General features: G+C 65.3%; 13 protein-coding genes. 12 read left to right on the top strand and 1 reads right to left on the bottom strand.

What is annotated here, in order from left to right; genetic code table 11:
• The first annotated feature begins 63 nt into the window (after nucleotides 1-63).
• The 5 genes from EV560_RS06535 (at nucleotide 64) to EV560_RS06515 (ending at nucleotide 5,654) form a co-directional block, all read left to right on the top strand.
• Nucleotides 64-1,941, top strand: coding sequence for an ABC transporter ATP-binding protein/permease (locus tag EV560_RS06535; protein WP_131854933.1), 1,878 nt, complete (start codon nucleotides 64-66; stop codon nucleotides 1,939-1,941).
• Nucleotides 1,935-2,498: a hypothetical protein gene (locus EV560_RS06530; protein WP_207907961.1), complete on the top strand. Its 564-nt coding sequence runs from the start codon at nucleotides 1,935-1,937 to the stop codon at nucleotides 2,496-2,498. Before EV560_RS06535 ends, EV560_RS06530 begins: the two co-directional genes overlap by 7 nt.
• Nucleotides 2,499-2,898: 400 nt before the next feature.
• Nucleotides 2,899-3,324: a GNAT family N-acetyltransferase gene (locus EV560_RS06525; RefSeq protein WP_131854932.1), complete on the top strand. Its 426-nt coding sequence runs from the start codon at nucleotides 2,899-2,901 to the stop codon at nucleotides 3,322-3,324.
• 322 nt (nucleotides 3,325-3,646) lie between these two features.
• Nucleotides 3,647-4,441, top strand: coding sequence for a lytic murein transglycosylase (locus tag EV560_RS06520; RefSeq protein ID WP_131854931.1), 795 nt, complete (start codon nucleotides 3,647-3,649; stop codon nucleotides 4,439-4,441).
• A 265-nt stretch (nucleotides 4,442-4,706) separates the two neighbouring features.
• Nucleotides 4,707-5,654, top strand: coding sequence for a lysylphosphatidylglycerol synthase domain-containing protein (locus tag EV560_RS06515; RefSeq protein ID WP_165923354.1), 948 nt, complete (start codon nucleotides 4,707-4,709; stop codon nucleotides 5,652-5,654).
• Nucleotides 5,655-5,715: 61 nt separating this feature from the next.
• Here the strand turns inward: EV560_RS06515 and ppk2 are convergent, their stop codons facing one another.
• Nucleotides 5,716-6,681: a polyphosphate kinase 2 gene (gene ppk2, locus EV560_RS06510; protein WP_131854929.1), complete on the bottom strand. Its 966-nt coding sequence runs from the start codon at nucleotides 6,679-6,681 to the stop codon at nucleotides 5,716-5,718.
• A gap of 150 nt (nucleotides 6,682-6,831) precedes the next feature.
• On the opposite strand from ppk2, the gene EV560_RS06505 reads away from it, so the two are divergent.
• From EV560_RS06505 to phoB, 7 genes are all read left to right on the top strand, one after another.
• The gene (locus EV560_RS06505; RefSeq protein ID WP_207907960.1) at nucleotides 6,832-7,896 is read left to right on the top strand and encodes an ATP-binding protein; all 1,065 of its coding nucleotides are present in this window, start codon (nucleotides 6,832-6,834) and stop codon (nucleotides 7,894-7,896) included.
• Nucleotides 7,897-8,034: 138 nt separating this feature from the next.
• Nucleotides 8,035-9,060: a phosphate ABC transporter substrate-binding protein PstS gene (pstS, locus tag EV560_RS06500; protein ID WP_131854927.1), complete on the top strand. Its 1,026-nt coding sequence runs from the start codon at nucleotides 8,035-8,037 to the stop codon at nucleotides 9,058-9,060.
• Nucleotides 9,061-9,167: 107 nt separating this feature from the next.
• Nucleotides 9,168-10,139, top strand: coding sequence for a phosphate ABC transporter permease subunit PstC (gene pstC / locus EV560_RS06495; protein WP_131854926.1), 972 nt, complete (start codon nucleotides 9,168-9,170; stop codon nucleotides 10,137-10,139).
• A gap of 14 nt (nucleotides 10,140-10,153) precedes the next feature.
• Entirely contained in the window at nucleotides 10,154-11,035 is an 882-nt protein-coding gene (gene pstA / locus EV560_RS06490; RefSeq protein ID WP_131854925.1) for a phosphate ABC transporter permease PstA, read from the top strand.
• Between the two features lie 34 nt (nucleotides 11,036-11,069).
• Nucleotides 11,070-11,870: a phosphate ABC transporter ATP-binding protein PstB gene (pstB, locus tag EV560_RS06485; protein ID WP_131854924.1), complete on the top strand. Its 801-nt coding sequence runs from the start codon at nucleotides 11,070-11,072 to the stop codon at nucleotides 11,868-11,870.
• 41 nt (nucleotides 11,871-11,911) lie between these two features.
• Nucleotides 11,912-12,628: a phosphate signaling complex protein PhoU gene (gene phoU, locus EV560_RS06480; protein ID WP_131854923.1), complete on the top strand. Its 717-nt coding sequence runs from the start codon at nucleotides 11,912-11,914 to the stop codon at nucleotides 12,626-12,628.
• Between the two features lie 77 nt (nucleotides 12,629-12,705).
• Nucleotides 12,706-13,404: a phosphate regulon transcriptional regulator PhoB gene (phoB, locus tag EV560_RS06475; protein WP_131854922.1), complete on the top strand. Its 699-nt coding sequence runs from the start codon at nucleotides 12,706-12,708 to the stop codon at nucleotides 13,402-13,404.
• Nucleotides 13,405-13,409 lie beyond the last annotated feature (5 nt).

Genomic DNA, 13,409 nt, shown 5'->3' with positions numbered 1-13,409 from the left:
CCGCGGCAAAGGAAAAATCCGGCCGCGGACGAAGCTGTGTTCGCGTTCGGGGGAAATCCGCTTGTGCTGAAGCCGGTCGATGCGCCCGGTATGGAACCGCGCCTGCCGACTGACAGGCAGGTCGCGCGGGGCTTTGCGCGGCTCACCGGCGGCTTCTGGCGCGGGGCCACGGCGCGCACCGCCTGGTTCTGGACGCTTGCGCTCGCCGCCTCCGTCATCTTCAGCGTCTTCGTCAACGTCACCGTCAATCGCTGGAACGGCTGGTTCTTCGACACGCTCGAGAAGAAGGACACCGAGGGCGCGCTGATCGCCATGGCGGTCTTCCCGGTGCTGGCCATCACTGTCGCCGGCGTCGGCGTCGGCATCCTGGTGACGCGCGAGACGCTGCAGGTGCATTGGCGGAAATGGGTCATGGCCAAGCTCGCCGATGGCTGGGTCGGCGAACGCCGTTTCTATCGCCTCTCGCTGTCCGGCTACGAGCCGGCCAATCCGGAATACCGCATCGCCGACGACGTCCGTTGGGCGACAGAGCCCCTGGTCGATTTCGCCATCGGCCTGCTTTCGGCCCTGATCACGATCATCATGTTCATCGAGATCCTCTGGGAGATCGGTGGCGGGCTGACATTGCCGCAATCCTTTGGTGGCGTGACCATTCCGGCCTATCTCGTCCTGGCGGCGATCGTCTACGCGGTCCTCGTCTCCGGCCTGATCACGATCGTGGGCCGGCATCTGCCCAGGCTCGCCGCCGCCCGCAACGAGGGCGAGGCCAGGCTGCGCTTTTCGCTTATGCGCATCCGCGACCATGGTGAGGCGATCGCGCTCGCCCGCGCCGAGACCGGCGAGCGCCGTGCCGTCGCCCGCACCTATGACAATCTCGCCCAGCGCTGGCTTGCGATGATCCGCTGGCGCGGCCGGCTGACCTGGATCACCAATGGCAGCAGCGCGCTGGTGCCGGTGGTGCCGCTGCTGCTGGCGGCGCCGAAATATCTCTCGGGCGACATGTCGCTCGGCGGCGTCGTCCAGGTCGCGGCGGCTTTCGTCGCGGTCCAGAACGCCTTCAACTGGGTACTCGACAATTTCATGCGCATCGCCGAATGGCTCGCGGCGGCGCGCCGGGTCAACGAGCTCGCCGACGCGCTGGAGCGGCTCGGCACCAGCCGGCCCGACGACCATCTCACGGTGATGCCGAGCCCGGACGGTATGCTGCGCCTGGCCGAGGTGACGCTGACCGATCGCGGCGGCCGCAACCTTGTCGCCGATCTCGACATCACCGCGCCGCCGGGCGCGACCTTGCATGTCTCGGGCGAGCTGGGCCTTGGCAAGGCGGCGCTGATCCAGGCTGTCGCCGGGCTCTGGCCCTGGGGCAGGGGCGAGATCGCGCTGCCGGCGCAGGCGCAGGTCACGGTCGTTCCGCACAGCCTGCACCTGAGCGAGGGCAGCCTGCGCGCGATCCTCGACACGGCGCAGTCCCTGTCGACGGAGCGCCTGGCCGATGCGCTGCGCCGCTATGGCCTGTCCAGCCTGGCCCAGCGCCTCGATGAGCATAATGACTGGGACAAGGCGCTTGCCACGGGCGACCGCCAGCGCCTGGCGCTCGCCCGCGCCGAGCTGGAGGCCCCCGACGTGCTGCTGCTCGACGAGGCGACGAGCGCGCTCGAGGTTGATGCGGCGCTCGACCTGATCGCCGAGCTGCGCGCCGCCCGCCCGGACGCGATCATGCTGCTGATGGGCCAGAGCGCCGGTTTCGCCGAGGCAGCCAGCCACCGGCTCCTGATGAAGCGCGCCGGCGGCGTCGCCCGCATGGCCGCGCATGACGCGAATTCAAGGGCCCATGGCCCTCATCCCGAGGAGGGCTCGCATGGCCCGTCTCGCAGGGGGAAAACCGAACTTCCAATTGGCCCCGACGGGGCCGCCATCACCCACGGAGCTGATCGATGCTGAACATTTGGGATGCCTATTGGGGCCTGGAGATCGAGCAATGCCCCTGCGACGTGCATTTCGTCGAATGGCTGGAGGAGCAGCGTCTTACCGGCAAGCGCATCTACCATTTCGGCACCGGCGGGCATCACTATGTTGGCATGCGCTGCGCCGAGCCGGCGCTCGACAATACCGTCCTCGGCATCACCGCCTCGCCGCAGGAATATGAATCCTTCATCAAGCTCGCGACCGAGAACCCCACCCTCACCAAGACCTATTCGGCCTATTTCGGTGACATCTACACCAGCAATGCCAGGCTGCTGCCGCGCTTCGACATCGTCACGCTCTTCCATTGCGGCGAGTTCCGCAGCGAGAAGAACGATGCCTATGGCGCGCTGACCGATCTCGAGGTGATGAAGCTCTTCGCCGATCAGACCGATGCCGGCGGCCATATCTTATTCTACACCGGCTCCTATGCCTACGACATTCCCGAGCGGCTGATCGCAGACTGGATGAAATCGTGCCCGGTCGAGGAGGTCGAGGGCTTCAAGACGCTGCGGATCTTCCGCAAGACCGCCTGAGGCGATTCCGCTCAGCCGGTGCCGGCGTCACCTCTTCGGTGCCGGCGCCGGACAGGGCAAGCAGCCCGTATTGGCCGTCACAGAGAGCCCGTCGCGTTTCAACCCGCAGCTGACGAGTGCAAGCCGTCATTTAGCCGGGCCTGGGTAAAAATATAGGACGAGGCGGCTCAGGTCTGCAAAAGAACTGGCGCTAGAACAGAGCCTGTTCCGCTAATTCCTCTTGTCGTAAATAATGTCGAAACAGGGCTCTAATCTTACGACCGAGTGGCACATTCCCGCATCGATCCCGCTATTTTATCGCGCTCCCGTTGCGCCATCTGCGGCAACCCTTTTGGTCAATCTTCGGAAAAAACGGTCAGAACGGCTTTGAATTTCCTGCCCGATGGTGCAGCCTCGCCATATGAGTGAGCTATCCCGCATCATTTATGCCCAAGAGCCCAATCTGGGCGTCTTCGATTTCCGGCGCGTGCTGGTTGAATCCGGTCTCGGCAAGATCCGCCCGGTCGGTGACGAACCGCGGCTGGAGAAAATGCTCTCCTCGGCCAACCTGATCGTCACCGCGCGGCTCGATCAGCCGGGCCGGCAACTGGTCGGGGTCGCGCGCTGCATCACCGATTTCGCCTGGTGCTGCTATCTCTCGGAGCTTGCCGTTTCGCCGGCCGCACAGGGGCTCGGCATCGGCAAGGGGCTGCTCGACGAGGTGCGCTGGCAGATCGGGCCGAGCGTCAGCCTCATCCTCGCCTCGGTTCCGGAGGCCGTCGGCTTCTACGAGAAGGCCGGCATGGCGCGCGTGGAAGACTCCTTCTGGTACAAGCGCGAATTCTAGCGGATCGGCCCGAAAAGTGCATCGCGGTTTTCGGAAAAGTCGATGCGAAAACAACAAGCTAGATCATCGGCCCGAAAAGTGGATCGCGGTTTTCGGAAAAGCCGATGCGAAACAAGAAGCTAGATCATCGGCTCGAAAAGTGGGTTGCGGCTTTCGGAAAAGCCGATGCGAAAACAAGAAGGCATATCATCACCGCACGGCGGCGCGGCGCCTTTGTCCGATTGTAGCGCCACAGAAATGTTGCTGTGGTAGGAGCGTATAGTCGCCTGCAATCCGGCTCCCGGCTCCACTGCCGGGCCATAAACGCGATAGGAAGCGCCCGATGAGCATCAAGACAGCTGTCATAGTGATTGCCGCGACGGTCTTGAGCCAAGTCTCCATGACGGGTGATGCCCTTGCCGCGCAATGTGGTCGGAGCGCCGCCGGTTTTGAGGCCTGGAAGCAGGACTTCGCCGGGGAGGCACGAGCCCGTGGTGTTGGACCTACCGCAATCGGCGCCTTGATGGGCACGCGCTATGCGACGGCCACGATCAATGCCGATCGGGGGCTGAAGAGCTTTCGGCTTTCGCTGGACCAGTTCCTCGCAAAGCGCGGCGCCAACGCGATCATAGCCCGCGGGCGCCAGCTCAAGACATCCCAGGCCGCCCTCCTGGCATCCATCGAGCGTCGCTATGGCGTGCCGGCCGGGCCGCTGCTGGCGATCTGGGGGCTGGAATCGGCCTTCGGATCCCAGCGGGGCAACCAGAACATGCTCTCGTCCGTGGCAACGCTCGCCTATGACTGTCGCAGGCCGGAGCTCTTCACCGATCAGCTCTATGCCGCCCTCAAGCTGATCGATCGCGGCCAATTCACGGCACAGACACGGGGTTCCATGCATGGCGAGATCGGTCAAACGCAATTCATGCCGAAGACGGCTCTGGAATATTCCGTCGGGGATCTCGACACGACGCAGGGCGCGCTCAATTCCACGGCCCACTATCTGAAGTCCCATGGCTGGACGGCCGGAGCGGGCTACCAGGTAGGCGAGTCGAACTTTGCCGCCATCCAGGCCTGGAACGCCGCGCGCGTCTACCAGCAGGCGATTGCCTATATCGGCCAACGAATTGACGGCGAATAGCCGACCTGCCGTCGGGGCTTGACCCGGAAGTCGCAATTTCTCCGATTACGCGGCGCATGCCTTGTGACGGATCTGCGACAGCTCCGCCCTGCGCAGGCCTCATGGCGCATATTCAGCGCGCCATCCCGGCTTGTGCATCGTGCATGAGGCGCTATCTGTCGGGCCGGGGCGCTTCGCCCTCCCGCCCGTAATCGGCGTCGTCGCGACAGGCTGCGCCCGTAACCGACCATGAGACCGTATGTCGTTCGGCCCGCATGAGCCAGGAATGCCGTTGCGGCGGCGCAGTCGCTGGTGGTGGCTCGGCCCGCTGGCGAGCATCATCATCTTCAGCGCCTCGCTGGTCGTGCTCTGGCACATCGTAAGGGAGATGGACCCGGCCGCGATCACCCGGACCTTCTACCAGACGAGCTGGCGCCAGATCGGGCTCGCGCTCGGCTTCTCTGCGCTGAGCTATCTGCTGCTGACCGGCTATGATGCGCTCGCCCTGAAGCGGCTCGGCCTCTCCATTCCCTATCGCACCACGGCGCTGGCCTCCTTCACCAGCTATTCCGTCTCGTTCACGCTCGGCTTCCCGCTCGTGACCGGCGGCACGGTGCGCTACTGGATCTATTCGGCCAAGGGCGTGCGCGCCTCCGAGGTCGCGAGCCTGACCGTCATCGCCGGCCTGACCTTCTGGCTCGGCCTCGGGGCGATCCTCTGCGCCTGCCTGTTTTACGCCACCGATTCCGTCGCCACGCTGGCGCGGACCTCGCCGCTCGTGGTCCAGGGCGTCGGCGCCGCGGTCGCGCTCGGCACGCTGTTCTATCTCGTCTGGGTCGCGACCGACGAGCGCAACCTGCGCCTCAGCGGCTGGAACCTGCCGCTGCCGGGCCTCGGCATCACCCTGGCGCAGATGGCGCTCGGCGCCTGCGAGGTCTGCGCCGCCGCCGCCGTGCTCTTCGTCCTGCTGCCCGGTGGGCATAATCTCGATTATCCGGCCTTCCTTGCCGCCTATATCTTCGCCTGCCTGATCGGCATCGCCAGCCATGCGCCGGGCGGGGCTGGGGTGTTCGAGGCGACGATGCTGCTGGCGCTGAACCGGCTGCCTTACGAGCAGGTCGTCGGCGCGCTCGTGCTCTTCCGCATCATCTACTACCTGCTGCCCTTCATTCTCGCGCTGGTGCTGCTGGCGCTGAGCGAGATGATCAAGCGCATCAAGCGGCACGATATCTGAGGCTGCGAGGCCCGGGATCGGTTACGGCATTCTCGAGCAAGTGCGCACCGGTTCGCGTGCTCTATGTCTCGCCGCCATCGTCGAGATAGGCCCTGGCGCTGAGCACGATCTGCGTGTCGGTCTCGCCGATCGCGGCCTCGTCCTTGTCCTCATAGGGAATGGCATGGAGCACATGGCGGATGGCGTTGAGCCTTGTGCGCAGCTTGTCATTGGCCCGGATCACGGTCCATGGCGCCCATTCGGTCGAGGTCCGCATCAGCATCTGCTCGAACGCGTCGGAATAGGCGTCGAAGCGCGGGATCGCCTCGAAATCGATCGGCGACAGCTTCCAGCGCTTCAGCGGGTCGTGCCAGCGCGCGTGCAGCCGGCTCATCTGCATCTCCCTGCCGATGCTCAGGAAGAGCTTGATCAGGCGGATGCCGTCGCGCGCCAGCATGCCCTCGAAGGCGGGCGCCTCGCGCAGGAAGGCGTCGGTCTGCTCCTGGGAGCAGAACTCCATCGCCCGCTCGACCCCGGCCCGGTTGTACCAGGAGCGGTCGAAGAACACGACCTCGCCGGCAGACGGCATCTCGGCCGCGTAGCGCTGGAAATACCATTGCCCCTTCTCGATATCGGAAGGCTTGGGCAGCGCCACGACGCGCGCCTGGCGCGGATTGAGATGCTGGGTGAAGCGGGCGATCGCGCCGCCCTTGCCGGCACCGTCGCGACCTTCGAAGACGATGACGATGCGCTCGCCCTTGTCGCGCGCCCAGCTCAGCAGCTTGAGCAGCTCGATCTGCAGCGGCACGAGCTCCCGCTGGTAGCGCTTGCGCTTCATGCGCTTGTCATAGGGATAGTCGCCGCTGCGGAAGGCTGCGCCCTCGATCGCGGCCGGCAGCTCCTCCGCCTCGATGTTGAAGCTCAGGCGTGGCGTCGTCTTGCGCCGCAGGGTCGGCGTGGTCACGGTCTTGGCCAGGCGCTTCGCCTTGGCTTTTGCCCTCGGCCGGCTGGCCCGCTTCGCCTTGAGACCGGAAGCTGGTTTCGCCATCGCCTCACTCCTTTGCTGGCTCGTCAAGCTAGACCGGCAGTCGACTGAAGGGAAATGGCCGTTCGCATTTATCCTTAGGCGGCACGATTGGCAGAGCCGTCGCCGCGTCCTATAGGGCACCACCTCTACCCCCCGGAAGGCATGGGCTCCATGTTCGATGTCGTCGATCCTCAGGCACCGGTTACCGCCGCGCTGGTCGAGGCGCTCGGCTCGGCCGTGGTGCTGCTCGACCCGCAGGGCGTCGCACAGGCCTTGAGCCCGGCAATGCTGGCGCTGATTCCGGCGCTCGAGAAGGGCCAGCCGCTGACGCTCGTCCTGCGCGATCCCGATCTGATCGACGCCATCGAGGATGTCTCGCGCGATGGCGGACGCCGCGTCATCGAGCTGGTCGAGCGCGTGCCGGTCGAGAGGACCTTCCGCATCCATATCGCCGCGCTCAAGGGTGCCGGCTGGCGTCGCTCGGTCATGCTGACCTTCGAGGATCTCAGCGAGCTGCGAGTCACCGAGCGCATGCGCGTCGACTTCGTCGCCAATGCCAGCCACGAGCTGCGCACGCCTCTGGCCTCGCTGCTCGGCTTCGTCGAAACCCTGCAGGGCCCGGCCCGCAACGATGCCGGTGCCCGCGACCGCTTCCTCTCGATCATGCGCGAGCAGGGCCTGCGCATGGCGCGCCTGGTCGACGACCTCCTGTCGCTCTCCAGGATCGAGCTGCGCGCCCACCTGGCGCCGGAAACGCCGGTCGATCTCGCCGGCATCTCCCGCGAGATCGTCGATTCCCTCACCCTGATGGCGCGCGAGCGCAAGGTCGCCTTGCACCTCCACCTGCCGCCCGAGCCGGTCAAGGTCGCTGGCGACCGCGACGAATTGCTGCGGCTGATGGAGAACCTCGTCGAGAACGCCATCAAATACGGGCGCGAGAATGGCGAGGTCCAGATCGACGTCGCCGCCGGCCCGGCCGAGGCCAGCGTCAGCGTCCGCGATGACGGCCCGGGCATCGCGCCCGAGCACCTGCCGCGCCTGACCGAGCGCTTCTACCGGGTCGATACGGCGGCGAGCCGCGAGGCGGGTGGCACCGGACTCGGTCTCGCCATCGTGAAACATATCGTGCTACGCCACCGCGGGCGGCTCACCATCGAGAGCGCGCTGGGCAAGGGCGCCACCTTCAAGGCCATATTGCCGCGCCTGGAAGCGCAGAATCGGCCCCTATCGGCCTGAAAAGGTTAACGAGCCGCGTCCGGACACGATGTCACATGACGGATATAAGACGGCTAACATGACGATCTGTCATGTGACTGTCATAGAGAGGGTGTTTGAGCAAAGCCGCTAAACCTGTGACCCACAGAGGGCTCCTCAATGCGCAAAATTCTCATTCTCGCGGCTGCGACAGTCGGTCTTGCCGGCGTTGCCCAGGCCGCTGACATCACCGGCGCTGGCGCCACCTTTCCCTTCCCGATCTATTCGAAGTGGGCTGAAGCCTACAAGAAAGAGACCAATGTCGGCCTGAACTATCAGTCGATCGGCTCGGGTGGCGGCATCCGTCAGATCAAGGCCAAGACCGTCGCCTTCGGCGCGACCGACGCCCCGCTCCCGGGCGACGACCTCAAGAAGGACGGCCTGATCCAGTTCCCGACCGTCATGGGCGGCGTCGTTCCGGCCATCAACGTCGCTGGCGTCGAAGCCGGCAAGCTCAAGCTCTCGGGCGAGCTGATCGCCGAGATCTACATGGGCAACATCAAGAAGTGGAACGATCCCAAGATCGTCGCCCTGAACGCCGACATCAAGCTGCCCGACGCCAACATCAACCCGGTCTATCGTTCGGACGGCTCGGGCACGACCTACGTGTTCACCGACTATCTCTCGCGTGTCTCGGCTGACTGGAAGTCCAAGATCGGCACCAACCAGTCGGTCCAGTGGCCGGTCGGCATCGGCGGGAAGGGCAACGAAGGCGTCTCGGCTTCGGTCAAGCAGGTCGCCAACTCGATCGGCTATGTCGAGTACGCCTATGCCAAGCAGAACAAGCTGGCCTACGCTCTCGTCAAGAACGCTGACGGCAACTTCCCGGCTCCGGACGACAAGGCCTTCCAGGCCGCTGCCGCCAACGCCAACTGGAACGAGGCTCCTGGCTTCGGCATCTCGCTGAACAACCAGAAGGGCGCTCAGGCCTGGCCGATCACCTCCGCCACCTTCCTGCTCGTCCACGCCAAGCCGGAGAAGCCGGAAGAGGTTCAGGCTGCCCTGAAGTTCGTCGACTGGGCCTACTCGAAGGGTGACCAGCTCGCTCTCGACCTCGACTACGTGCCGCTTCCGGCCAACGTCAAGGATCAGGTCCGCGCCGCCTGGAAGGGCGTCACCGACAACTCCGGCAAGCCGATCTTCTGATCGCTGCTGCGGGATTACACGGAACGGGGGCCAGTCCGGCCCCCGTTTCATGACAGCACGTTAAGATTTACACTTTCGCTTCTCCCCTGCGACCGGAGTAACCACGGATGGCTGCCGTGACAGATCACATGACCGCGCCCGGCGCGCCCGCCATTCGTCGCACTCCGATGGCGACATTCGACCTGATTTTCCGCAATGCCAGCTTCCTGGCGGCGCTGTTCGTGCTGGTGCTGCTCGCCGGCATCATGCTGTCGATGGTCATCGGCGGCTGGCCCGCCTTCCGCGAGTTCGGCCTCGGCTTCATCACCTCCAGCGTCTGGGACACCCAGCGCGAGCAGTACGGCGCCTGGCCGGCCATCGTCGGCACCCTGTCGACGGCGCTGATCGCGCTTCTCGTCGGCGTCCCGCTTTCGCTTGGCATCGCGGTCTACCTGACCCAGCTCGCCCCGGCCTGGATCAAGCAGCCGGTCTCGACGGCGATCGAGCTCCTCGCCGCGGTGCCCTCGATCATCTACGGCATGTGGGGCCTCTTCGTCTTCGTCCCGCTCTTCGCCGCCTATGTGCAGATCCCGGTCTCGAACCTCGTCGAGGGCATCCCGATCCTCGGCACGGTCATGTATTCGCGCTCGCCGTCCGGCCTGGGCATCCTGACGGCCGGCATCATCCTGGCCTTCATGATCATCCCGTTCATCGCCTCGATCACGCGCGACATGCTCGACCAGATCCCGTCCGTGCTGCGTGAATCGGCCTACGGTATCGGCGCCACGACCTGGGAGGTCGTGCGCCACGTACTGGTGCCTCAGGCCGGTGTCTCGATCATCGGTGCGATCATGCTCGGGCTGGGCCGCGCGCTCGGCGAGACCATGGCCGTCACTTTCGTCGTCGGCAACGCCAACCGCCTCTCTGCCTCGATCATGGATCCGGGCTCGACCATCGCTTCGCGCATCGCCAACGAGTTCAACGAGGCCATGGGCCTGCAGCTCAACTCGCTGATCGCGCTCGGCTGCATCCTGTTCTTCGTCACCTTCGTCGTCCTCGTCGCTGCGCGCATCCTCGTCGCGCGCGTCAAGTCGTTCTGAGCGGAGCCGGACCGATGACCATGACCACTCCCGCCGGTTCGACTGAAGTCGTCTGGGGCCGCGTCCGCCAGGGCCGGCGCACCGCCGACCGCGCGATGAAGCTGATCGCCACCGGTTTCACCTTCCTCGCCATCTTCGTGCTGTTCTGGATCCTCGGCTTGCTGATCGTGAAGGGCATCGGCGGGCTCTCGCTCGCCACCTTCACCCATGTCACGCCCGGCCCCGGTTCCGAGGGCGGCGGCCTCGCCAACGCCATCGTCGGCTCGTTGGTGCTGACCTTCCTCGGCATCGTCGTGGCGACGCCGGTCGGCGTGCTCGCCGGCACCTACCTGGCCGAATACGGCCGCGGCTCGAAGCTTGCCGACCTGATCCGCTTCATCAACGACATCCTGCTCTCGGCCCCGTCGATCCTGATCGGTCTGTTCGTCTACGTCATCCTGGTCGAGCCCTTCCGCGGCTATTCCGGCTGGGCCGGCGGCGTCGCGCTCGGCATCATCGCGATCCCGGTCATCGTGCGCACCACCGAGGACATGCTGCGCCTCGTCCCCGGCGGCCTGCGCGAGGCGGGTTCGGCGCTCGGCGCGCCGCCCTCCGTCGTCATCACCAGCGTCACTTGGCGCGCCGCCAAATCGGGCATGGTCACCGGCATCCTGCTGGCGCTCGCCCGCATCGCCGGCGAGACGGCGCCGCTGATCTTCACCGCGCTCAACAACAATTCCTGGTTCGCCTGGAACCTGTCGGGCGGCGTCGCCAACCTGCCGGTCACGATCTACCAGTTCGCCTCGGCTCCTTACGAGAACTGGCAGGAGCTCGCCTGGGCCGGCTCCCTGATCATCACCGTCTCCATTCTGATACTGTCGGTCGTCGCACGTCGTATCGTGCGCGGCGGCAAGTGATCGGCCTTTAACCCTCGTCTGAAGGAACAAGTCGATGCTTTCGACGCTGGAACTAAGCCCCCAAACCCTTGATGCCAACGCCCCGGTCCGGATCGCGGTCAAGAACCTCGATTTCTACTATGGCGAGCACCGCGCGCTGAAGAGCATCAACCTGGACTTCCGTGATCGCCACGTCACGGCGCTGATCGGCCCCTCCGGCTGCGGCAAGTCCACGCTGCTGCGCATCTTCAACCGCATCTACTCGCTCTATCCGGAGCAGAAGGCGACCGGCGAGATCCTGCTCGACGGGCGCAACGTCCTCGACCCGAAGATCGATGTGAACGAGCTGCGCTCGCGCGTCGGCATGGTCTTCCAGAAGCCGACGCCCTTCCCGATGTCGATCTATGACAACGTCGCCTTCGGCATCCGTCTCTACGAGAAGCCGCCGAAATCCGAGCTCGACGACCGCGTCGAGGGCGCCCTGCGCCGTTCCGCGCTCTGGGACGAGGTCAAGGACAAGCTCAAGAGCTCCGGCATGGGCCTCTCGGGCGGCCAGCAACAGCGCCTCTGCATCGCGCGCACCATCGCGCAGAAGCCGGAAGTGATCCTGTTCGACGAGCCGACCTCGGCGCTCGACCCGATCTCGACCGGCAAGGTCGAGGACCTGCTCGAGCAGCTCAAGACCGACTTCACCATCGTCATCGTCACCCACAACATGCAGCAGGCGGCGCGTATCTCGCAGTACACCGCCTTCATGTATCTTGGTGAGGTGATCGAGTTCGATGCGACCAACACCATCTTCATGAACCCGAACAAGAAGCAGACGCAGGACTACGTCACCGGCCGTTTCGGCTGATCCGTGATGAAGCCAGTTTGCCGACAAAGGATTTAGCCGAGATGTCCGAACATATCGTCCGCTCCTACGACGCCGACCTCGAGGGGATCCGTCGCAGCCTTGCCGAGATGGGTGGCATGTCCGAGCGCATGCTCGGCGATTCCACCGTCGCCCTGGTGCGCCGCGACACCTCGCTCGCCCAGAAGGTGATCACCGCCGACCAGCGCCTGGACAATCTCCAGCGCGATGTCGAGGAAAAGGCGGTGCTGACCATCGCCCGCCGCCAGCCGCTCGCCAATGACCTGCGTGAGCTGATCTCGGCGATCCGTATCGCCGCCGACATCGAGCGCGTCGGCGATCTCGCCAAGAACATCGCCAAGCGCGCCGTCGCCATTGCCGGCCAGTTCCAGCCGCCGCATCGCGCCGTCGTCGGCCTCGAGCATATCAGCCGGCTGGTCCAGTCCCAGCTCAAGGACGTGCTCGATGCCTATGCCGCCGGCAACGAGCAGAAGGCCATGGAGGTCTGGCGCCGCGACGACGAGATCGACGCGCTCTACACCTCGCTCTTCCGCGAGCTGCTGACCTATATGATGGAAGATCCGCGCAACATCACCTTCTGCACGCATCTTCTGTTCTGCGCCAAGAACGTCGAGCGCATTGGCGATCACACCACGAATATCGCCGAGACGATCCACTATCTCGTCACCGGCGAGACCCTGGACTCCCGCCCGAAGGTCGACACGACCAATATTCTGGTCGACGTCGCGCCTGGAAAGTAAAGTCAAGTCAAAACCCCGGAGCAATGACGGGTCCAAGCTGGGCCGGTCATTGCTCTGGCCTTCTGGATTCTTGAAACATGCCCGCACGCATCCTGATCGTGGAGGACGAGGAGCCGCTCACGCTGCTCCTGCGCTACAATCTCGAGGCTGAAGGCTTCGAGGTCGACAGCGTCGCTCGTGGCGACGATGCCGAGCTGCATCTGCGCGACCACACGCCCGACCTCGTGCTGCTCGACTGGATGCTGCCGGGCTTGTCCGGCATCGAGCTGTGCCGCCGGCTTCGCGCCCGGCGCGATACCGAGCGCGTGCCGATCATCATGCTGACCGCCCGCGGCGAGGAGACCGAGCGCGTGCGCGGCCTTGCCACCGGCGCCGACGATTACGTCGTCAAGCCGTTCTCGCTGCCCGAGCTGATCGCCCGCATCCAGGCGCTGCTCCGCCGGGCCAAGCCCGGCCATGTCGCGGGCCTGCTGGCCGCCGGCGATCTCGAGCTTGACCGCACGACGCGGCGCGTCCGCCGCTCCGGCATGGAGCTGCATCTCGGACCGACCGAGTTCCGCCTGCTCGAATTCCTGATGCAGGCGCCGGGCCGGGTCTATTCCCGCGCCCAGCTGCTCGACGCCGTCTGGGGCCGCGACGTCTATATCGACGAGCGCACCGTCGACGTTCATGTCGGGCGGCTGCGCAAGGCGATCACGCCCGAGAACGCCAAGGATCCGCTGCGCACGGTCCGCGGTGCCGGCTACGCCTTCGACGAGACCTTTGCACGTAGCTGAGTGTC

This window comes from Allobosea sp. BK604, from assembly GCF_004341515.1.
In the GTDB taxonomy this organism is placed as follows: Bacteria; Pseudomonadota; Alphaproteobacteria; order Rhizobiales; family Beijerinckiaceae; genus Allobosea.
The sequence above is the reverse complement of the archived record's forward strand: the minus strand, read 5'-3'. Positions and strand labels throughout refer to the sequence as shown.